The organism is Robertkochia solimangrovi (genome assembly GCF_007279655.1).
GTDB lineage: Bacteria > Bacteroidota > Bacteroidia > Flavobacteriales > Flavobacteriaceae > Robertkochia > Robertkochia solimangrovi.
In genome coordinates, this window is sequence record NZ_QKWN01000001.1 from 454,151 (window position 1) to 475,878 (window position 21,728).

A 21,728-nucleotide genomic window follows, 5' to 3' on the forward strand; every position below is an offset into this window, starting at 1 on the left:
TTAACACGGATTTAGAATCATGCAGCCGTATTGTATACAGGAAAATTGTAATTTTAGTAGATTAACGACTGATTATAAAGAGAATTAAGCCCAAAATCCTCATTTAACACTAAGACATGAGTACTTTAAAAACCGATCATATTAGCATAATAAACAGCAAACTTGAACTGTTTTTGCGTAAATATTATACCAATGACCTTGTTAAAGGTATCATCCTTTTTATAGTAATTGGTCTCGTATATCTACTTTTTTCTATTGCAGTTGAATGGTTATTCTGGATGGATCCCATGTGGAGAACTTTGTGGTTCTGGCTTTTCGTTATGGTAGAAATATTATTATTTACCAGATTTATCGTATTCCCTTTGTTATATATCTTCAAATTAAAAAAGGGATTGGATCACCAGGAAGCTTCTAAAATCATTGGAAAGCACTTTCCTGAAGTACAGGATAAACTACTCAATCTGTTACAATTAAAAGAACAAGATAAAAATTCAGAACTGGTACTGGCAAGTATTGCACAAAGGAGTGAACAACTAAAACCTATTCCCTTTCAATCCGCAATAACCTTTAAATCAAATATTAAATATTTAAAATACCTCATCATTCCTTCTACAATTTTATTATTGATATTACTTAGTGGGAGCTTGACAGGGTTTAGTATGGGCTATTCACGTATGATCCATCATAACATAGCTTATACACCACCAGCACCATTTGAATTTCTCCTGATCAACGATTCATTAACCGTTCTGGAAAATTCGGGGATCATCATCAAGACTCAAACGAAAGGAAAACTAATACCTGAAAACATTCAGATTGAATATGGAGGAGAAAAGTATTTTATGAATAACCTTGGCGAAGGAAGATTTGAATATGACTTTGAAAACATCAAAGAAAATATTCCTTTTAAATTATCAGCAAACGATGTTTATAGTATTCCCTACGAAATTGAGGTAATAGAAGTTCCCAGAATGTTGAATTTAAGCATGGAACTCGACTATCCAACATATACAGGAAAGAAAAAAGAAATTTTAAATGGCACAGGTAACGCACAGGTACCTGAAGGCACGAAGATCAAATGGATCATTGATAGCAGGAATACAAAAAATATCAAACTATCCAGTAAAGATACCATACTCGTCTTTCAAAAGGAAACAGATCAATTTAAATTATACCATTCAGTATATAATAATTTTAATTATAATATAAGCAGTGCGAATGAAGAAGTTTCCAATTATGACAAACTTGAATTTCGCATTGATGTAACCAAAGATAAATCTCCTGATATCAGTGTTATAAGTAAAAAAGACAGCACTTATAACCAGGAAGATATCTTTGTGGGAGAAATCAGTGATGATTATGGAATTTCAAAGCTAGAACTTGTATATTATCCTTCCGGATCTTCGGATAATTCCAATAAGATCAAAATTCCTATTAAAAAAGGAAACTACGACAGGTTTATACGCACCTTTCCTGGGACAATAGCACTCCCCCCAGCCGTTCCTTATGAATTCTATTTTGAAGTAACTGATAATGATGGTTTACGCGGAGGCAAAAGTACAAGGAGTTCAATATTCACCTATAGAAGACTCAGTAAGTCAGAAAAGCAAGATCTACAACTACAAGAACAACAACAAACCATCGATAAAATTGATCATTCCCTTGAAAAATTTGAAGAGCATCAAAAAGAATTAAATACTATCAATGATCAAAACAAAGAAAAGCAGGATCTGAACTATACCGACCGAAAGAATATTGAAAACTATCTGGAACGTCAACAGCAACAAGAACAAATGATGCAAAAATTTAATCAGGATCTAAAAAAGAATCTGGATGAGTTCAATAAAGAAAATCCTGAACAAAGAGAATTCAATGAATTATTAAAAGAAAGACTAGAGCGTGAAGCCCTCAAATTAAAACAAAATGAAGAATTGCTAAAAGAGCTTGAAAAATACAGTGATAAAATAAACAAGGACGAGTTAAGCAAAAAATTAGAAGAATTATCCAAGCAGCAACAAAATGATAAGCGTAGTTTGAAACAACTATTAGAACTTACTAAACGCTACTATGTCTCAGCAAAAGCCGATAAGATTAAAAAAGACTTAAAGGATTTAGCTAAAGAACAGGAAGATCTTTCTCAATCCACGAACAACAACAGCCAACAACAGGATAGTTTAAATACCAAATTCGATACTTTAAGTAAAGAAATGGAGCAATTACAAAAGGAAAATGACCAATTGCGTAAACCTATGGAGCTGGGTATGGAAAAGAAAAATGCTGAGGAAATAAAACAGGATCAACAAAAAGCTCAAGAAGAGCTTCAAAAATTCGAGGAGAACAACAAAAACGAGGCAAAACAAAACGCTCAAAAAAATCAGAAAAACGCTGCACAAAAGATGCGAAAAATGTCACAAAAAATGGATCAAAGCATGTCCATGTCAGGAGCTCAAATGCTCATGGAAGACACTGCTATGCTACGCCAAATACTGGACAATCTTGTTATTTATTCGTTTGAACAGGAAAGCATCATGGAAAAACTAAATGATTTTAATCAAAAGAATCCAAATTTCCCAAAATATCTGAAAAAGCAAAACGACCTCAAAAGTATGTTCGAACATATCGATGATAGTCTCTTTGCGCTAAGTCTGAGAAAACCTGAACTCACAGAACAAATTAACACCAATATCACAGAGGTTTTTTATAATCTCGATAAAACTCTTGACAATTTTGCTAACAATAATATTTCTCAAGGAATCGCCAATCAACAATATGCCTTAACAGCTTCTAATGAACTCGCTGACTTTTTAAGTGAGGTTTTAGATAATTTACAACAAAGTATGAGTGGATCATCAGGTGGTGGATCCCAGGATTTTCAATTACCGGACATTATACAATCACAACAAGAGCTCAACGAAAAAATGCAACAAGGCAGTAAACAAAATAAAGAAGGTGAACCACAACAACAAAATGGAGAAGAACAAGGTGAAGGTGAAGGGAAGCAAGAAACTAAATCAGGCCAGGGACAAAACGGTCAGGAACAAATGTCACAAGAGTTATTTGAAGTATATAAACAACAACAACAGTTAAGGAATGCTTTAGAAGAACAGCTACAGAATATGCAAGGTGAAGGAAATAAACAAAAAGCTGATGTGCTGATTAAAGAAATGGAACGCATTGAAAACTCATTATTAGAAAGAGGTTTCAACGAAAACACATTAAAGCGCATGCAACAACTCACCCATGAACTATTAAAATTAAAGAATGCCGCGCAGGAACAAGGTCAAGATAAAGAACGCGAAAGCAAGACAAATACCAAAAATTATACAAATACTTCCACAGATCAATCCCCTGAGCTTCAAGAATATTTAAAGGAGATTGAAATATTAAACAGACAAATATTACCTTTGCGCCAAAATTACAAAGAACGCGTACAGGAATACTTTAAAAAGAATGATTGAATTTAATTTTGAAATCGACTTTACTTTAAACAATCCGCTCACTCATAAAGAATGGATAGATAAAGTTATTCTTTCAGAAGAATGCCTAACAGGCGAAATCAATTATATCTTTTGTGATGATGAATATTTATATAACATCAACACAGAATTTCTCGACCATGACACCTATACCGATATTATCAGCTTCGATTATACTGAAGGAAATATCATTAGTGGAGATATTTTTATATCGGTCGATCGTGTAAAAGAGAATGCACTAACCTACCAGACTTCCTTTGAAAATGAACTAAGACGTGTAATGATACACGGCATATTACATTATTGTGGTTACAAGGATAAATCAACCGAAGAATCACAATTGATGCGCGAAAAAGAAGATGAAAAGCTTCTTTTGTTTCACGTGGAACAAAACTGAAATCCCATAAAACATAATTTATGTTTAACGAAGTATATGACGTTATCGTAGTTGGAGCTGGTCATGCCGGTTCTGAGGCTGCCGCCGCTGCTGCAAACATGGGCAGTAAAACATTATTGGTAACAATGAATCTTCAAACCATCGGACAAATGTCCTGCAACCCTGCCATGGGAGGAATTGCAAAAGGTCAAATCGTAAGAGAAATTGATGCCTTAGGTGGTTACTCCGGAATCGTTACTGATAAAACCGCCATACAATTTAAGATGCTTAATAAGTCCAAAGGACCCGCTATGTGGTCTCCCCGAGCACAAAGTGACCGAATGCGTTTTGCAGAAGAATGGCGTTTAATGCTGGAGAGAACTCCCAATCTTGATTTCTACCAGGAAATGGTCGCTGGATTAATAATAGAAAACGAACAAATAAAAGGTATACGAACCTCTCTGGGAATAGAGATACGATCAAAAACGGTTGTATTAACGAATGGAACATTCTTAAATGGATTAATCCATATAGGAACGAAACAATTAGGTGGTGGACGGGCAGGAGAAAAAGCTGCAACCGGTATTACTGAAGATCTAATAAAACATGGTTTTGAAGCTGGTAGAATGAAAACCGGAACTCCTCCCAGAGTTGATGGGCGTTCACTCGATTATTCTAAAATGACAGAACAACCTGGAGATGAAATACCAGAGAAATTTTCTTATTCCGATCAAACAAAACCGCTGGCAATTCAGAAAAGTTGTCATATGACCTATACTAGTGAATTGGTACATGATCTTCTTCGATCCGGCTTTGATCGATCACCGATGTTCAACGGACAAATACAGAGTACGGGGCCTCGTTACTGTCCTTCAATCGAAGATAAAATAAATCGATTTGCAGACAAAGATCGCCATCAATTATTCGTAGAGCCAGAAGGATGGGATACCGTAGAAGTATATGTAAATGGATTTTCAACCTCACTTCCGGAAGATATACAATTCAAGGCCTTAAGGAGTGTTGAAGGATTTGAAAATGTTAAGTTCTTTAGACCAGGCTATGCTATAGAATACGACTACTTCCCTCCTACTCAGTTACAGCATACATTAGAAACCAAACTGATCCAAGGGTTATATTTTGCAGGTCAAATAAATGGCACTACAGGATATGAAGAAGCCGCATCACAAGGACTCATGGCTGGAATTAATGCAAGTCTTAAAGTTCAGGAAAAAGGACCTTTTATTCTTAAAAGAAATGAAGCATATATAGGAGTACTCGTAGATGATCTTATCACTAAAGGCACCGAAGAACCTTACCGAATGTTTACATCCCGGGCAGAATATCGCACACTTTTACGACAGGATAATGCTGATATACGATTAACACCAAGATCATATGAACTAGGATTAGCGTCAGAGGATAGAATGAATCGTATGGAAGAAAAACAAAAAGCATCGAATGCATTCATTGAATTCTTTAAAGAAAGTAGTGTTAAACCAGAAGATATAAATCCAATATTAGCAGAACTGGGATCTTCACCTATGAAACAATCTGATAAAATGTTCAAAGTATTTAGCCGACCTAAGGTAACTTTAGAACATATGAAACAATTAAATGAAGTTACAGCATACATTACCCAAAACAATCTGGATACCGAAGTTTTAGAACAAACGGAAATTCAAGTTAAGTATTCAGGTTACATTGCGAAAGAAAAAAATAACGCTGATAAATTAAACAGACTTGAAGATATAAGAATCCCAAACAATTTTGACTATTCCAAACTTAAATCATTATCGTTTGAGGCAAGAGAGAAATTAAATAAAATAAAACCCACAACACTTTCCCAAGCTTCCAGAATAAGCGGCGTATCCCCGAGTGATATTTCAGTCATGCTAGTTTACATGGGTAGATAAACCAAAAAAAAGATTTATAAAAATAAAGGGTTCCACGTGGAACCCTTTATTTTTTATCCATACTTTTAAGCCATCAATACGACTAAAATAATATACGAGTAAATGAATTGTAAAGACTATCTGGTAAGTAATGAATCCTTTGAATTGATTCCAAATACAGAACATGGATATCTAATAACTACACCACAACCCGAACCAAACGAACTACCAAAATATTATGACAGTCCACAATATATATCTCATACAGATTCATACAAAACTTTCACTGAAAAACTATATGGCATTGTTAAGCAATACAATCTTAAACACAAAAAAAATATAATAGAAAAATATCATCCAACAGCGAAATCAATTTTAGATATAGGTTGTGGTACAGGAGAATTTATTTTTCATTGCCAGGAAAATTATGAGGTTTTTGGTACAGAACCAAATCTAAAAGCACAAGCAATAGGATTAAATAAAAAACTAAAAATATACAATACCATAGAACAATTACCCGAAAGAAAATATTCCGTAATAACCTTATGGCATGTATTGGAACATATTCCTAATCTTCAGGAAACCATTCAAAAAATAAAATTATTACTAGAACCTGATGGAATAGTTATAATTGCAGTGCCCAACCATAGATCCTATGATGCCCAATATTACGGTTCCACCTGGGCAGCTTATGATGTTCCACGGCATCTTTGGCATTTTGACAAATCCAGCATCACCTCACTTTTACAAAGCTTTGAATTAAATGTAGTAAAAATCTTACCAATGATATTTGATGCATTCTACGTTTCCCTCCTATCTGAAAAAAATAAGAACGGTAAAAACAATTTTTTGAAAGCGATGTTAACCGGATTAACTTCTAACATTAAAGCATTACAAAATCATGAGTACAGTTCTCTAATTTACGTAGTTCATAAACAAAAAAAAGCAAATAAGAGCGTTTAAGGCATTACATAAGTTTAAAACAAGGTAACACTATAAATAAAATCAAAACCCTCTTAAAACTTCTTAAAATAACCCATTTATAATAAACTTAAACTATAAAACGATACTTAATAATAATAAATATCTATAATATTAAAAAAGCTAAAAATACCAGCTAATAATAACTTTTATATTTTTGACAAACTAAAAATCCTAACATGAAAAAACTAAGTTTACTTTTCTCAGCTACCCTACTTTTTATAGCATGTGAAAAAAATAAAATTGCCTACGTAGATAATTCCAGATTGATCAATGAGTATCAGGAAAAGGTAGATCTTGAAGCTGAATACAATGTAAAAATTCAAAAGTTCAGCCAAAAAGCAGATAGCATTGGAAGAATCTTACAACAAGAAGCTAAAGAATTCGAAAATCAGGTAAAAAACCTTTCGCAATCAACAGCTCAACAAAAATACAATGAGATTCTTCAAAAGAGACAACAAGTAAGTCAACAATTCCAAAACGAAGAGAATCAATTAACTCAACAATCCCAACAACAAATTGATTCCCTAATCAAGAAAGTTAAAGCGTATGTAAAGACTTATGGAAAAGAAAATGGCTACACCTATATTCTGGGCGCTAATGACGCTGGTAGTGTTTTATATGGTGAAGAAAGTCAGGACATCACCAATACAATTCTCAAAAAACTAAATGACGATTATAAAAAATAAAAAATCTTCATAAAAACTTAAAAGGCTCTTAATCAAGAGCCTTTTTTTGTACATTTCAATAATGCTATATTACTATGAAGATAATCAAGTACCTCATCATCACTTTTGTATCCATTCTTATCCTTATTGCAATTAGCATTCCTCTCCTTAATAACTTTCTGGTCAATACAATTGAAAACCAACTTATAAAAGCAAATTCCAAAAACCTTACCATAACACCCGGTGCTATAGAAATCGATATTCTAAAAAGAAATATCAAATTAAAGAATACTAAAATCAACTATGTAACAGTAACAGAAAATGGGAATGTCATACTTCCAGAAATACACATATACGGTATACAGCCCAACTCCTACAAAAAGCCAGATTCCATTACTATAGATTCACTAACCATTGTGAAAGCTTTATACAGCCAGAAAAAACAGGATTCTATAAACATAGATACAAAAACAAAAAAATCTACCCTACCCTATATTGCTATAAATTCTTTAAAAATTATCAAAGCTAAACATATCGTTCAGGACAAAAATTCAGATACAACCCTACATACGAAATCATTAAATCTAACCATTTCCAAGTTAAACTATAATACAAATAGTAAGGAAAAGATAGCTATAGACAGCTATAGTTATGATATTGATTCAATCCACACACCTCTTGATGATTTTGAAAAACTATATATTGAAAATATTAAAGGAGATTCTACAACGATGAAAATCACTAATCTTCAAATCAGACCTACTTATTCAAAAGAAGAGATGTCAGCCTTATTAAAGAAAGAGAAAGATTGGATAGATCTTAAGGTAAGATCATTAGTAATACATAACCAAAAGTTAAATTTTAAGGATGAAACTATTCAAATTAAGGCTGATTCGATCGAAATAGATAACGCTAAATTAAGCGTCTACAGAGATAAACAGATCGCTGATGATCACAGCTATAAACCATTATACAGTAAAAAATTAAGAGAATTAAATTTTCCTATTTTAATACCAAAAATAAAACTGAATAATGGCAGCATTGAATATGAAGAACGTATTCAAAATAACGGAAAACCTGGAATGATAACATTTACTGAACTAAAAGGTACTATTTATGATATAAATAACACAGGTATAAATAATAACACCACCATTGACCTCACTACAAAATTTATGGGTCACGCTCCCTTCACCTTTCATTGGAATTTCAATATAGCTGATAAAACAGATTATTTCAAGATGAAAGGAGAATTACATAACCTAACGGCTGCTAGTATCAATCAATTTACATTGCCCAATCTTAACGTACAATGCACAGGACATATTGATCATGTTTATTTTGACATATCCGCTAACGATTACAAAGCCCAGGGAAAATATCTTATGGACTATAAAAACTTTAAAATTGAAATCGAGAAAAAAAATGAAAATCAGATCAATAAATTCCTAAGTAATATTGCTAATATCTTTATTAAAACGAATAAAGACAATCTAAAAGAAGTGCATATAGATGTGAAAAGAGATCCTGAAAAATCGTTTTTCAATTTCTTATGGTTATGTGTTAAACAAGGAACGCTACATAGCGTGACCTAATATTAAGATAAAAAATATAATCCGAGTATTTCAGGTATCAGATAGATCACTATATTTCTAGCACCCTCATAATCCCTAGCTAATCGCTGGCCTGTTAATAAAATAATTAAGCAAAATAAAGCCCCCCACAAGCTTATTTCAATAAGAAAAGTACTATCATATAATAAATAAGAGAAAAAGCCTGTAATAGTACTTAAACACACTATAATCTCCATAATCAATATCAATTGAAGAATCAAGGGCAAGTTATTCAATATCCAGCTACTTTTATACCTGGCACGTAACCACTCAAGCGTCGTTTCACGTTCGTTTACTTTTTCATAAGCTGAAAAACCAAAGGTTACCATATTCAGCAACAGGATACAAAAAATTGCATTCATATTCATTACAGTCCCATTAAAAATATCATTAACAGTATTCATATATTCCTATTTTGTACTGATATCTTCAATAACATCCTTGATCATTTCCTTTTCTTCAGGAAAGATTCCCTGAATCATTAAACCAATACCAAAAACAATTAAAACAAGACTAATAATACGTTTAATTCGAAAAATTCTAAAAGGTGTTAATCTACTTTTTAACTGCTTAGCCAACAATATTTTAATGCAATCTACTAAGATATAAGTAATGATTATAGCCGTAAGAAAAACAAATATTCTATTCTTATCCATTTCCAGTTTAGGGCCGAATATAAAAATGATCCCTAACCAGAATCCCAAAACACCTACATTGATAAAATTCAGTAAAAAACCTTTAAGAAACAGATGTATATAATTATTTCTTTTAATGGTTTCTTCTACAGCATCATCGATATTTTTTTTATAATCCTTTTTACATTTAATAAAAGAAATGACACCATAAGTAACCAGTAAAACACCTCCAAAAACGAATAAAGAAGGATCATCTTTTATTCTTTCAAGAATTCTATTGGTACTGTAATAGGCGATCAAAATGAAAAGTACATCACCTAAAACCACTCCCATATCAAAACTAAAGGCCGCACGAAATCCTTTCAAAGCACTGGTTTCCAGTAAAACAAAAAAAACCGGACCAATAGTAAAAGCAAGTAAAATTCCTAAAGGAATCGCCGATAAAATATCTTCAAACATCAAGGGAAGTTTAGTTCAAAAATAAAAAATCATCATAATAAAAACCTATTATGATGATCTATAATTCCAATTAAAATAAAATTCTATTCTTTAATAATATTTCCCCCTATAAATTTGGTTTCATCCAATACCTTCGGATTTCCGAAAACCCGTATGGTTCCTCCGGCTTTTACTTTTGCTTCAGCATAATCCGTTGCAAATATCTCTGCATTACCGCCGGCATTTACAGAAACACTGGTTTGATCGGTTTGAAGATCTCTGCCTTTATATATCCCACCGGTATTTACTTCGATATCCTGAATCTTAGCTGACCCATTCAATTCAATCGTAGCACCGCTAACCGATCTTACTTTTAAACGATCCGTTTTAATTTTAAGATCTACTTCTCCTCCTTCCTGGCCTCTAATATCCAGATCGACCTCTTCAATAACATCTGAGGACCCTATAAATCCGTTTTCATTAACATCGATCAGATTTAAATGGCCTTTATAAAAAACCTGAACATAAGTTTTCTTACCTTCAAATATCTTGTTGATATCCATCCTGATTTTTAACTTATCGCCATTGTTCACAACAACAACCTTTTCCTTATCCTCACCGCTAATGATCACTTTGTACTCATCACTCTTAACAAGGTTTACAGATATCGCATCAAATACCTTTATCTCATGAAATTCTCCTATAGGTTTGGTGATTTCATCTTGTGCCATCACAAAATGCCCTAAGAATATCACCAGCAAGTAAAATAACTTCTTCATCGAATTAATTTTTTATCAAAGGTACGGAATGCTTAAAAAAAGGAACTACCACATACCTAATCTAAATCCTCTCTTTTTCCTAATAATTCAAAATCAAGATGACGTTTAACAAGATCAGTATTCTTTACTTTAACAAATACCTCATCACCTAATTGATATTCATTTTTTGTCACCTCTCCCACTATTGCATATAGAGATTCATCAAAAACGTAATAATCATCTTTTATATCACGGATCCTTACGAGTCCTTCACATTTATTTTCAACGATCTCCACAAAAATACCCCACTCTGTTACTCCGGATATTACACCCAGGAATGATTCATCGTTATGATCTTCCATAAAACGGATCTGCATATATTTAACAGAATCTCGTTCAGCATTTGCAGCAAGACTTTCCATACTTGATGAGTGGGAACATTTCTCTTCGTAATCTTCTTGTTTCACCGCATCACCACCGTCTAAATAAAACTGTAATAATCTATGAACCATAACATCCGGATATCTTCGAATTGGGGATGTAAAATGCGTATAATAATCAAAAGCGAGACCATAATGGCCAATATTTTCTGTTGAATATGCCGCTTTACTCATACTCCTGATCGCGAGGGTATCGACAAGATTTTGTTCCTTCTTGCCATGAACATCTTCCAACAACTCATTCAAAGAAGAAGTGATGGTCTTTTTTGATTTAAGATTAATACTATATCCAAAACGTTTAATTACACCCTGTAGTTGCATTAACTTATCGAAATCAGGTTCATCATGAACACGGTAAACAAAAGTCTTCTTTCGTTTTCCAATATATTCAGCAACCTTACGGTTTGCTAACAGCATGAATTCCTCAATCAGTTTATTGGCATCCTTAGCTTCCTTAAAATATACACCGGTTGGATTGTTATCGGCATCCAATACAAATTTCACCTCGACTTTATCAAAGGAAATCGCACCAGCTCTCATTCGTTTACCACGCATTATCTTTGCAAGCTTATCCAAAGTTTGAATAGCACCGGCAATTTCAGGTTCTACCTTATATGATTTGCCAGTCAATGAAACTTCATCTGATATGGTATCCCCTTGTGATTCTATTATTTCCTGAGCTTCTTCATAAGCAAATCTTCGATCTGAATACGTAACAGTTCTTCCATACCACTGGTTCACCACCATTGCCTCCTTATTCATTTCAAAAACTGCAGAAAATGTATATTTTTCTTCATTAGGCCTTAAGGAACAGGCATTATTGGAAAGTACTTCGGGTAACATAGGTACAACTCTGTCTACCAAATAAACAGAAGTTGCCCTTTCATAGGCTTCATCATCCAGGACAGTTCCTGGTACCACATAATGAGAAACATCAGCTATATGAATACCGATTTCATAGTTTCCGTTATCCAGCGTTCTAAAGGATAAAGCATCATCGAAATCTTTAGCATCTTTAGGATCTATCGTAAACGTAGTGATACCCCGCATATCTCTCCTTTTTTCGATCTCTTCCTGATGGATCCCGGTATCTAATTGATTCGCATATCTTTCTACCTCCGGAGGAAATTCATAAGGCAACCCATACTCAGCCAGAATCGCATGCATTTCAGTTTGCATATCGCCAGGTTTCCCTAATACATCGAGCACCTTACCATAAGGTGAATCGGCATGTTCAGGCCAATCGATGATTTCAACAATCACCTTATCCCCATCTTCTGCCTTACCCATTTTATTCTTAGCAACGAAAATATCCGTATACATTCGCATATCGGTAGGAAGTACAAACGCAAAATTCTTTTGCATTTTAATAATACCTACAAATTCGGTTTTCTTTCTTTCGAGTATCTTAACGATCTCACCCTCCAGTTTCTTCCCTTTCCTTCTGCGTGGAAAAACATAAACCTGTACCTGATCACCATGCAGTGCCTTATTTAATAGGTTATTTGGCACAAATACATCATCATCCAAATCTTCACGTATAACATAAGCATTATTCCTACCTGTCATATCGACGATGCCTTCGTAATAATTTTGATTAACTATAGCTTTATATTTTCCACGTTCTACCTCTACTATCCTTTTCTTTTCTTTTAATTGAACGAGCCGTTTTATCAATAGATTCCTTCCACTCGTATCTGAAATTCCTAATCGCTGAGCAATTTGTTTGTAATTAAACAATTGTTCAGGATTGGTTTCCAATACCGTGAAAATTCCTTTAGTCAGTTCATTTTTCTTTTGTTTTACAGCTCTTTTTCTTCTTTTCGACATAAATTTTTATTTCACTTGAAATGTACGAATTAATACTATAGCGGAATAAATTATTACAATAGTTAAAATAATATTAAAATAAATGTAACGTTTTATATTTGCCTTCGTCTATTTAGAGTATAACAGACAATCAACAATGAAGAGGTTCTACCGCATCCTTATTTTCTTTCTCGCAGTCTTCCTGTTAGGATTCGGCTTCTTTGCAGGCTACATCAATTATAGTCTTAACAAGAAAGAGAAACAAAAGACAGAGGCTATAAAAAAAGACTCCAAAAAGCCTAAGTTAAACAGCGACAGTATTTTATAATCATTTCGAACATTTTTTTAATTATTTTTGGCTATAACCGATACAGGTTCTGATATGAAGCACTTTGTAACTATAGCTACATTTACCTACCCACATGAATACCTTGTTCTTAAACTTATTCTGGATGAGGAACATATCCCTTATTTTTTTCTGAATGAGACTATGGTTGCGATCTCTCCTTTTTATTCCAATGCCCTGGGCGGAATTAAGCTTCGCGTACACAAAGATTACGCAGCCTACGTTACTGAACTCATCAACGAACTCAATACTCCTGATTCTCCCTTACACATAGTCTGATTACACGAAACGTTTTCAACAATATTAATATATATATCTTTTTCTCTTTTTTTAAAATTAAAATATTGATTGTTATTATAGCTTGTTAATAACGGGTATAACTTTCTGAGGAAAAATTTGGAGATATGATTTATCGTTGATTATTCAACGGTAATTAACAACCAATTGAAATATTAATTGCTTGAAAATTAAGTTGATTTAAGATTTGGTTAACATTTATCAACAGTTGTCAACAAAATTTTTAAGGGTGAATATTTTAATAAATTTAGACTGTTAACAGTGTTGAATTCCATACATGACCGGTTGATGAAATGTAAATTCTTTATCAGATTTTCCTCTTGTATAATTCAATTATTTTTACAAATCCAGAGTTCAATTGAGATTTCCAAAATTAAATAATAGAATTAGTTCTAATATTATTAACAATTTGATGTATTTATTAATTTATTGATAATTAAGTATTTATAAATTACAATTAACATTTATGTTTATAATCATAACAACCCGTGTTTTAGTACCTTTGTATCCTGTTTAAAAGTATAATTCATATGAAAATTGCAATTGGAAATGATCACGCTGGAACGGAATATAAGTTTGCTGTTGAAGCGTATTTAAAAAGTAAGGGTATCGAAGTGGTAAATTATGGTACCGATGAGACCAGCAGTGTTGATTATCCAGATTTTGTGCATCCGGTTGCCGACGATGTAGCCAATAACCGTGTTGATTACGGAATTCTGATCTGTGGAAGTGGAAATGGTGTTGCTATGACGGCAAATAAACACCAGGGAGTTCGGGCAGGATTATGCTGGACTAAAGAGATCGTTGAACTTACGCGTTCTCATAACAATGCAAATATATTATGCCTTCCGGCAAGATTTACTGCTAAGGAACAAGCGCTGGAAATGGTTCAAACTTTTCTCGATACCGAATTTGAAGGAGGCAGACATCAAAACAGGATTAATAAAATTCCTTTAGGCTGCTAGTATGGCACATCTGCATGAACATGGACATAACCATCATGAACATGCTCCCTTAAAAGGTAAGAATCTGTTGATTTCAATTCTTCTGAATGTACTGATCACCTTATCTCAGGTAATCGGCGGGATCATTTCAGGTAGTCTTGCGCTTTTATCTGATGCACTGCATAATTTTACCGATGTTGTTTCTTTGGTTATCAGCTATTTTGCTAATATTTTATCCAGAAAAAAAGCATCGACGAACAAAACGTTCGGTTATAAAAGAGCAGAGATTATCGCCGCATTCGTCAATGCAGTTACACTGATTATTATCGCGATAATATTAATGATTGAAGCTTATAAACGATTTGTCACTCCTGAACCGATCGCTTCAGACCTCGTGATAATATTGTCTGTTTTGGGCATCGCTGCAAATGGATTCAGTGTATTTCTTTTAAAGAATGATGCAGAACGCAATATCAATATGCGTTCTGCATATCTTCATCTTCTGACAGATATGCTGGCCAGTATTGCCGTTCTTGTAGGAGGTATTCTTATGAAAATGTTTGAGATCTATTGGGTTGATAGTGTTTTAACCTTTATGATCGGACTTTACCTTATATGGGTAGGTTATGACTTGTTAAGAAGTTCTTTGAGAATGCTCATGCTTTTTACTCCTGATACCATTGATGTTAAAGAACTTGTACGTAAGGTTCATGCTGTTCCCGGGGTCAATAAATTACATCATATCCATGTCTGGAGTCTCAATGATGATGAAGTTCATCTGGAAGCGCATCTCGATTTTAAAGAAGATATACGAATATCAGAATTCAATGGTGTACAACAACAAATCGAAGATTTGCTTCGAAATGAATTTGGAATCAATCATGTGAATCTGCAGCCGGAATTTAAAAAGAATGATTCTAAAGATTATATAGTACAGGATTAATCATTATGGAAATAGTTATAAAAACATTTGCTGAACTTTCACTGGAAGAACTCTATGGACTATTGAGATTGCGAAGTGAGGTGTTCGTGGTGGAACAGGATTGTGTTTATCAGGATGTGGACAATAAAGACCAAAAGGCTTTACATGTTATAGGAAAAATAGATAATAAGATTGTTGCTTATACACGATTGTTTAAACCCGGCTATTATTTTGAGAGATCCAGTATAGGAAGGGTTGTAGTTTCTTCTGATTACCGTGGAATGAATTTAGGACATAAAATACTAACAGCCTCGATCGAGGCTGTGAATTCATTTTTTAAGGTTAAAGACATTGAAATATCCGCTCAGACTTATTTAATGAAATTCTATTCCGAACATTCTTTTGAAACGATCGGAGAAGAATATCTGGAAGATGGAATACCTCACATAAGAATGATCAGGCATTGAGCTTGATCATATTTTTATCCAGATTTAGATCATCCAGCATGGTATTGGTAAACTTATAATGACCTTTGGTCGTTATAATCTTGAACCGATAAGATTTTCGTTTACTCAAGGTGTCAAGAAACATCCATTTTGATTTGAGTAGATTGGGCTTTTCAGACTTAACGCTAAGTTCAAAAAAATGCTTAATTCCCATTTTTTCAGCGACGATATCCGGTGTAATACTGATATCACTGCCAACTTTTACAAATGATTTCGGACTTTCAAATCCGTCGAGGTCTGCTTTGATGTTTTTAAATCCTCTGTTCTCCAGATAATTCACAGATTGTGATAAAAACTCTTTATAATTTTCTCTGTCTAGTGCTATCATAACCCTCATTATACATTTTTTTACGTAAATTTCAAAGTATCAATACGTTAAATACTGTTAATACGTTATTATTCAGAGAAGTTAAAATATTCAAAATCGTGCATATTATCTCTGATTTATAATTACTATTGCACGTTAATTCAATTTGAGTTCAAATATGGTTTGTATTTTCAAACGATTGATGCTGATGTGGTTACTGGGAATTGGACTTTCCGTAAATGCACAGAATTATACTGATAATTCTGCCGGTCTTACTGCATTTACACCGATACCTCATGTACTTAATGTACTTAAAGAAAATGAAGGGGATATTAAGAATACCGGTCTACCCATTGGTCATGATAAAACCATAAAACCTCTTAAGGCACTATATGATCCATACCTTCAAAAAATGTTAATCGATGAAATCGATAACAAACCCTATTGGAAAAAACTGATCGAGTCAAAGAAAATGGCGATCGGTGTTGTGGATCTTACCGATGTTGATAATCCGAGGTTTGCCAAGATCAATGGTGACGAAATGATGTATGCAGCCAGTTTACCGAAAATTGCTGTGTTGCTTGCCGCCGAAGATGCTTTAGATCATGGCGAGTTGGAAGATACACCCGAACTTCGAAAGGATATGCGGCTTATGATCTCTAAATCTAATAATCAGGCAACCACCAGAGTCATTGATCGAATAGGTTTTGAAAAGATCGAGTCTGTTATGACTGATAGCAGATATCAGTTCTATGATAAAAAGAACGGTGGAGGATTATGGGTTGGTAAACGATATGCAGCCGGTGGAAATACGAATCGGGAGCCTCTTAAGAATCTGAGTCATGCAGCAACCGTTAATCAGGTATGCAGGTTTTATTACCTGATGTTGAATGGTAAACTTGTATCAGAGGAAAGATCAAAAGAAATGCTGGAATATATGAAGGATCCGGAATTGCATCACAAATTTGTTAGTACACTTAACAGAATCGCTCCAAATGCTATATTATACAGAAAATCAGGAAGCTGGCAAAAGTGGCATGCAGATTCTGTTTTGGTATGGGGTAAAAAACGTAAATATATTTTAGTAGCTTTGATAGAGGATGGTAATGGCGAACAGATCATTAGGGATCTTGTTGTCCCGGTGGAGCGCGCCATCAACAGGAAATAACTATTTAACTATCGATGACCGGATTCAAAGGAATTCTAACCCGTTTATTTAAAATTTTTGATATCCGCCCCGGTGAATTGCGTAAAACCATTTTACTGCAGTTAAATATTTTTATTTGTATTACAGTACTACTCATTGTTAAGCCTACGATTAATTCATTATTTCTTTCTGAACTTACAGCAGACTCACTCCCAATGGGGTATGTGTTAACAGCGATAATGGCTGTAGTAGGATCCTATTTTTATAATCAAAGCCTTAAAAGACATAGCTTATTAACCATTATTGAGGTTACGAATATTTCTACCATTATAATTCTGATCATCTTTGCCGTGATCATCAAAAAGGATCTTTTCCATCAGTATTTCCTCTACTTTCCCTATGTATGGGTTTCTTTATTCGGACTCCTGACGGCATCACAATTCTGGATTTTGGCTAACCTGGTGTATAATGTCAGAGAAGCAAAACGCGTTTTTGGATTCATCGGTGCCGGAGCCATCGCAGGGGGGATCTTTGGAGGTTATGTTACCTCTATAATAGCAACGTTTACCAGTTCTAATAATCTGTTCTATATAGCGGCTGGATTGATGTTTTTTTGTATTCCTATCAATAGATATATCTGGAAGCATCATGTGAAAAGACTCAATAAATTCCAATATTACCGACGTCATAAACATGCAGAGGAAAATCCGCTAAAACTTATACGGAATTCGGGTTTATTAACGCATCTTGCTTTGATCATCGGAATAGGTGTTCTGGTGGCAAAGCTGGTAGATTTCCAGTTTTCGGATTTTGCGGTTCGCAGTTTTCAGGATAAGGATTCATTGACTTCATTTTTTGGTTTTTGGTTCTCTACGCTGAGTGTTATTTCACTGTTCGTTCAATTATTCTTAACCAAAAGGATCGTGGGTCGTTTCGGGGTGGGTAAATCCTTGTATTTTCTACCGGTCGGAATTTTATTCGGGACGATTCTTTTATTCTTTTTCCCGGTACTGGCCGTAGTAGTGATCATAAAAGTTGCGGATGGGAGTTTAAAACAATCGGTAAATAAAGCGGCAACAGAACTGGTTCTGATTCCTATATCTATTGAGGTTAAGAAACGAACAAAGACATATATCGATGTGGTTGTGGATAGTCTGGCCACGGGAATTGCAGGATTTATTTTAATATTCTTTATTCATGGTTTCAGTATTTCTGCCACACAGGTTGGGTATATTACGCTTTTATTAATAGCTATCTGGCTGATTATTATCAAAAAAATAAAGGGTGAATATATAGCAACTTTTAAAGACGCCTTACAGGGAGAAGACGAGCACAAAGCAAAATCTATCATTGCTGAAAAGCCTGTAAGCTCTATTCTAAGTTCGGTAAAGAATGTACTAAAAGAAGGAACGGATAATCAGAAAATCTACATGCTAAATCGAATACTGGAAGAAAATGATGATCGTTTTTTCCCGGAACTAAGTGAGCTTCTCAATTCTGAATCACCAAAGATCAGAGCACTTGCGATTGAAAATCTTTACTATATAAACACCTACGATGCCAGTGAACAGATAGGAAAACTTGTTCAGGATGGAGATACTCAGGTCACTATAGAAGCATTGAGATACCTTTTGAAACATCATCCGGAAGAAATGGTAATCAGTTATGATCAATTATTGTCGCATTCGGATAGGGTTATTGCCAATGCTGCTTTAATCGCAATGGCTGCGGAATTCAGGAACAGTGAAGTATTGAAGGATCGTTTTAATTTGAAAAGAAGGGTTAAAGAAGCTATAGAGGATCTGAAAAATTCGCAGGAAGACCATTCGAAAATTTTAAGAGTGGTTGCAATTATGGAAGCAATAGGAATGGGACGTATTACAAACCATTACGATTTCATTGAAAAACACATAGGCGAAACTCCCGGAGAATATCTGGAAGATGTACTGATCAGTTGTGCCAATACACTGGAACCAAAATTTATCGACCATATTTTACCCTACCTTACGCACCGCGAAACCAGAGAGATCGCAAAACGTGCCTTATACGTGTATGGTCCCGGATTGATCAATTATTTAACCGGCTTGTTACTGGATGATGATATCTACGAAGAACATGAACATTTTATTCCTCAGGTAATAGAACATTTTGAAAGCCAGTCATGTGTCAATGCACTTATGCGTATAATGGATCATTCCGATCATGATATAAAGACGGAAGCTGTTGAATCGTTGCGTCGATTAAAATGGAAGCACAACCACCTGATTATTCGGGATCATGTGATCGTTAGCAAGATACTTGGGGAATGTGATCTATACCTGAAGACACTTTCTGTTATTCATTCTCAGATTCTTATACAATATAAAAAAAGCAATCGTCCGGACCTGAATCCTGAAGAGGATGAAGCACGTCGCGGACTGATTAATCTCTTAGAGAACAGACTTGATCGTCAGTTGTATCGAATATTTCACTTTTTGGGAATAAAGTATCCGCCCGGTGATGTCGATCCTGTCTTCGATGCGATCCTTAGCGGAAAGGAAGAACAACGGCTTAATGCTATTGAGTTTCTGGATAATATTCTTGAAATACAATTGAAGAAAGAATTGATTCCCATCACGGAGGCTATCATCGTCAATCAGGGAATGGAAGATGTCATCAGAAATCTGAATTTGAAAATACTAAGTGAGCTGGAGTGTTTCAGAATTATCCTGGAAGGATATGATCATAAGCTTAAACAGGCTGTGATCTATCTGATCGAACAAACAGGAAACCGGGATTATGTTCCTTTGCTGAATGAAATCCTACGAACTACTCCCCTTACCGACCGTGTTAGAAAGCAGATCGAATCTACGCTGGAGATTTTACACTCAGAAAACACGATCAGGGAATAATGTTTACCTATCCGGTCTCAGGATCTTATCTATTCTAGAGGCTAGTACATAATGATCATTTGCTGAATTCTTCCCCAGTACATTCGACATAAGACAAACCAGGTATCGGGTACCGTCAGGATGTTCGACAATGGCAACTGAATTCATGTAGTTATATTTTGTACCCTGATATTCTTTACATCCTGAAGAGGTACCATCTTCATTCTTAGTACAACTGTAAAAGCTACCTGATTTAAAATATACGGCAGCTTCACGCAGTACCGGAGCATAGGCATATCGTATACGACGGTCGGTCATATACAGGAGCCTTTTCATTTCAAGACTGGATTCTTCATCCACGATTTTTCCCTGTTCCATTTTGATCATCCATTTCATAAGACCTATCGTGGTCCCGGTACTACCACCCCTTCCCGGAATATAAGTTCCGGCTCCAGAGGTGAAGAATTTACCCAGTCGCCATTCATCTTCTGTAATTCCCAGATCTCGCAGTGGCTGATTGATCATTTCAATCGCTATTTCCGAAAGTTCAGTTTTAGACCTGCTTTTGAAATATTCTTCGGATTGTTCAAAAGTCAGATCCGGGTAATCCTTTCCGAATGCCTGCATCAACATAGCTTCACGCCACACCACGCTCGCAGCACCATTGTTACTTACGGAGATCATATGATCCAACCACTCAAACAAGGTGAAATCATCTGAGGCTGCAATTTTCCTTTTCGAGTAATTTTGAGTTTCCGGATCGAAAACAGGGACTGTGTGATGATCACTAAGTGCCCAGTTTCCGGCGTGGATCACTTTACTTTTCAACAAAGCTATCCGCTTCTCAAAATTATTGGGATATAGCTTTTTTAATTCTGTGAAAAAAGCGGTAAGAACGATCAGTTTTCCAACACTTCCTGGTTGATAACTGGCATTTTCCCTGTGCAAGGCTATACGAACAGGATGGTCTTTAGTAATATCAAGGACACTGATTGAATAATTTTTATCGAGTCCGTGAAAAAGGCCTTCGATCTGAATCTGTAGATCAGGATCAGGGACGGGAAAACTATCGATCTCTTTTCCTCGCTTATCAGTCAGATTTAATTTAATCGAATCTAAGGGCCAATCTGCTCCCGGGAGTATTGTTCCCTTGATCGTGCCGTTTTTGATCATCTGAAGACGTGCTAAACGCCTAATTCCTGTTCTTTCGTATCCATCGATGGGATAGGTGTCGTTTTGAGTGTACTCAAGGAATCCCAGAGAACAAATAGACACGAAAAGTATGAAGGCCGTTATTTTCATA

The 21,728-nt window shown here is 34.8% G+C and carries 19 protein-coding genes; 13 read left to right on the forward strand and 6 right to left on the reverse strand.

Annotated elements, in window-relative coordinates; translation table 11 throughout:
* The first annotated feature begins 116 nt into the window (after positions 1–116).
* The 6 genes from DMZ48_RS01950 (at position 117) to DMZ48_RS01975 (ending at position 8,988) form a co-directional block, all read left to right on the forward strand.
* On the forward strand, positions 117–3,458 hold the full coding sequence (locus DMZ48_RS01950; RefSeq protein ID WP_143953416.1) for a DUF4175 family protein: 3,342 nt from the start codon (positions 117–119) through the stop codon (positions 3,456–3,458).
* A complete protein-coding gene (ybeY, locus tag DMZ48_RS01955; protein ID WP_143953417.1) occupies positions 3,451–3,873 on the forward strand; it encodes an rRNA maturation RNase YbeY in 423 nt (140 codons plus the stop codon). The genes DMZ48_RS01950 and ybeY overlap by 8 nt, the downstream gene beginning before the upstream one ends.
* 20 nt (positions 3,874–3,893) lie before the next feature.
* Positions 3,894–5,765 (forward strand): tRNA uridine-5-carboxymethylaminomethyl(34) synthesis enzyme MnmG, encoded by a 1,872-nt coding sequence (gene mnmG, locus DMZ48_RS01960; RefSeq protein ID WP_143953418.1) that lies wholly within the window; start codon positions 3,894–3,896, stop codon positions 5,763–5,765.
* A gap of 102 nt (positions 5,766–5,867) precedes the next feature.
* The gene (locus DMZ48_RS01965; RefSeq protein ID WP_143953419.1) at positions 5,868–6,707 is read left to right on the forward strand and encodes a class I SAM-dependent methyltransferase; all 840 of its coding nucleotides are present in this window, start codon (positions 5,868–5,870) and stop codon (positions 6,705–6,707) included.
* Between the two features lie 197 nt (positions 6,708–6,904).
* A complete protein-coding gene (locus tag DMZ48_RS01970) occupies positions 6,905–7,414 on the forward strand; it encodes an OmpH/Skp family outer membrane protein (RefSeq protein ID WP_143953420.1) in 510 nt (169 codons plus the stop codon).
* A 74-nt stretch (positions 7,415–7,488) separates the two neighbouring features.
* Positions 7,489–8,988, forward strand: a complete 1,500-nt coding sequence (locus DMZ48_RS01975; RefSeq protein WP_143953421.1) for a hypothetical protein — start codon at positions 7,489–7,491, stop codon at positions 8,986–8,988.
* A 2-nt stretch (positions 8,989–8,990) separates the two neighbouring features.
* Here DMZ48_RS01975 and DMZ48_RS01980 read toward each other — a convergent pair whose 3' ends face one another.
* The 4 genes from DMZ48_RS01980 to rnr all read right to left on the reverse strand — a co-directional run bounded on the left by DMZ48_RS01980 (position 8,991) and on the right by rnr (position 13,107).
* Positions 8,991–9,410 carry a DoxX family protein gene (locus DMZ48_RS01980; RefSeq protein ID WP_143953422.1) on the reverse strand — a complete coding sequence of 140 codons (420 nt, stop codon included), beginning with the start codon at positions 9,408–9,410 and terminating at the stop codon, positions 8,991–8,993.
* 6 nt (positions 9,411–9,416) lie between these two features.
* Complete coding sequence (locus DMZ48_RS01985) at positions 9,417–10,100, reverse strand: LysE family translocator (protein ID WP_143953423.1); 684 nt, start codon at positions 10,098–10,100, stop codon at positions 9,417–9,419.
* Positions 10,101–10,183: 83 nt separating this feature from the next.
* Positions 10,184–10,858, reverse strand: a complete 675-nt coding sequence (locus DMZ48_RS01990; RefSeq protein WP_143953424.1) for a head GIN domain-containing protein — start codon at positions 10,856–10,858, stop codon at positions 10,184–10,186.
* A 56-nt stretch (positions 10,859–10,914) separates the two neighbouring features.
* Complete coding sequence (rnr, locus tag DMZ48_RS01995; RefSeq protein WP_143953425.1) at positions 10,915–13,107, reverse strand: ribonuclease R; 2,193 nt, start codon at positions 13,105–13,107, stop codon at positions 10,915–10,917.
* A gap of 136 nt (positions 13,108–13,243) precedes the next feature.
* On the opposite strand from rnr, the gene DMZ48_RS18475 reads away from it, so the two are divergent.
* From DMZ48_RS18475 to DMZ48_RS02015, 5 genes are all read left to right on the forward strand, one after another.
* Entirely contained in the window at positions 13,244–13,414 is a 171-nt protein-coding gene (locus tag DMZ48_RS18475) for a hypothetical protein (RefSeq protein WP_162558644.1), read from the forward strand.
* Between the two features lie 54 nt (positions 13,415–13,468).
* Positions 13,469–13,711, forward strand: a complete 243-nt coding sequence (locus DMZ48_RS02000) for a DUF2007 domain-containing protein (protein WP_143953426.1) — start codon at positions 13,469–13,471, stop codon at positions 13,709–13,711.
* Positions 13,712–14,259: 548 nt separating this feature from the next.
* Positions 14,260–14,694 carry a ribose 5-phosphate isomerase B gene (gene rpiB, locus DMZ48_RS02005; protein ID WP_143953427.1) on the forward strand — a complete coding sequence of 145 codons (435 nt, stop codon included), beginning with the start codon at positions 14,260–14,262 and terminating at the stop codon, positions 14,692–14,694.
* 1 nt (position 14,695) lies between these two features.
* A complete protein-coding gene (locus DMZ48_RS02010) occupies positions 14,696–15,616 on the forward strand; it encodes a cation diffusion facilitator family transporter (RefSeq protein ID WP_143953428.1) in 921 nt (306 codons plus the stop codon).
* Between the two features lie 5 nt (positions 15,617–15,621).
* Complete coding sequence (locus tag DMZ48_RS02015) at positions 15,622–16,062, forward strand: GNAT family N-acetyltransferase (RefSeq protein WP_143953429.1); 441 nt, start codon at positions 15,622–15,624, stop codon at positions 16,060–16,062.
* On the opposite strand, the gene DMZ48_RS02020 is transcribed toward DMZ48_RS02015, so the two are convergent.
* Complete coding sequence (locus DMZ48_RS02020; RefSeq protein ID WP_143953430.1) at positions 16,052–16,429, reverse strand: hypothetical protein; 378 nt, start codon at positions 16,427–16,429, stop codon at positions 16,052–16,054. The two genes, DMZ48_RS02015 and DMZ48_RS02020, sit on opposite strands and share 11 nt — an antisense overlap.
* Before the next feature lie 157 nt (positions 16,430–16,586).
* On the opposite strand from DMZ48_RS02020, the gene DMZ48_RS02025 reads away from it, so the two are divergent.
* Together DMZ48_RS02025 and DMZ48_RS02030 are read left to right on the forward strand one after the other, a co-directional pair.
* The gene (locus DMZ48_RS02025) at positions 16,587–17,576 is read left to right on the forward strand and encodes a serine hydrolase (RefSeq protein WP_242009077.1); all 990 of its coding nucleotides are present in this window, start codon (positions 16,587–16,589) and stop codon (positions 17,574–17,576) included.
* Positions 17,577–17,590: 14 nt separating this feature from the next.
* Positions 17,591–20,446 carry an MFS transporter gene (locus tag DMZ48_RS02030; protein ID WP_143953431.1) on the forward strand — a complete coding sequence of 952 codons (2,856 nt, stop codon included), beginning with the start codon at positions 17,591–17,593 and terminating at the stop codon, positions 20,444–20,446.
* Positions 20,447–20,449: 3 nt separating this feature from the next.
* On the opposite strand, the gene DMZ48_RS02035 is transcribed toward DMZ48_RS02030, so the two are convergent.
* Positions 20,450–21,727, reverse strand: a complete 1,278-nt coding sequence (locus tag DMZ48_RS02035) for a serine hydrolase (RefSeq protein ID WP_242009078.1) — start codon at positions 21,725–21,727, stop codon at positions 20,450–20,452.
* Position 21,728 lies beyond the last annotated feature (1 nt).

Coding starts and splice junctions, on each gene's coding strand:
- rnr (WP_143953425.1), bottom strand. CDS start 13,107: ATGTCGAAAAGAAGAAAAAGAGCTGTAAAACAAAAGAAAAATGAACTG.
- DMZ48_RS01965 (WP_143953419.1), top strand. CDS start 5,868: ATGAATTGTAAAGACTATCTGGTAAGTAATGAATCCTTTGAATTGATT.
- DMZ48_RS02020 (WP_143953430.1), bottom strand. CDS start 16,429: ATGATAGCACTAGACAGAGAAAATTATAAAGAGTTTTTATCACAATCT.
- DMZ48_RS01950 (WP_143953416.1), top strand. CDS start 117: ATGAGTACTTTAAAAACCGATCATATTAGCATAATAAACAGCAAACTT.
- DMZ48_RS02015 (WP_143953429.1), top strand. CDS start 15,622: ATGGAAATAGTTATAAAAACATTTGCTGAACTTTCACTGGAAGAACTC.
- DMZ48_RS01985 (WP_143953423.1), bottom strand. CDS start 10,100: ATGTTTGAAGATATTTTATCGGCGATTCCTTTAGGAATTTTACTTGCT.
- ybeY (WP_143953417.1), top strand. CDS start 3,451: ATGATTGAATTTAATTTTGAAATCGACTTTACTTTAAACAATCCGCTC.
- mnmG (WP_143953418.1), top strand. CDS start 3,894: ATGTTTAACGAAGTATATGACGTTATCGTAGTTGGAGCTGGTCATGCC.
- DMZ48_RS02035 (WP_242009078.1), bottom strand. CDS start 21,727: ATGAAAATAACGGCCTTCATACTTTTCGTGTCTATTTGTTCTCTGGGA.
- DMZ48_RS01980 (WP_143953422.1), bottom strand. CDS start 9,410: ATGAATACTGTTAATGATATTTTTAATGGGACTGTAATGAATATGAAT.
- rpiB (WP_143953427.1), top strand. CDS start 14,260: ATGAAAATTGCAATTGGAAATGATCACGCTGGAACGGAATATAAGTTT.
- DMZ48_RS02010 (WP_143953428.1), top strand. CDS start 14,696: ATGGCACATCTGCATGAACATGGACATAACCATCATGAACATGCTCCC.
- DMZ48_RS02030 (WP_143953431.1), top strand. CDS start 17,591: ATGACCGGATTCAAAGGAATTCTAACCCGTTTATTTAAAATTTTTGAT.
- DMZ48_RS02025 (WP_242009077.1), top strand. CDS start 16,587: ATGGTTTGTATTTTCAAACGATTGATGCTGATGTGGTTACTGGGAATT.
- DMZ48_RS18475 (WP_162558644.1), top strand. CDS start 13,244: ATGAAGAGGTTCTACCGCATCCTTATTTTCTTTCTCGCAGTCTTCCTG.
- DMZ48_RS02000 (WP_143953426.1), top strand. CDS start 13,469: ATGAAGCACTTTGTAACTATAGCTACATTTACCTACCCACATGAATAC.
- DMZ48_RS01990 (WP_143953424.1), bottom strand. CDS start 10,858: ATGAAGAAGTTATTTTACTTGCTGGTGATATTCTTAGGGCATTTTGTG.
- DMZ48_RS01975 (WP_143953421.1), top strand. CDS start 7,489: ATGAAGATAATCAAGTACCTCATCATCACTTTTGTATCCATTCTTATC.
- DMZ48_RS01970 (WP_143953420.1), top strand. CDS start 6,905: ATGAAAAAACTAAGTTTACTTTTCTCAGCTACCCTACTTTTTATAGCA.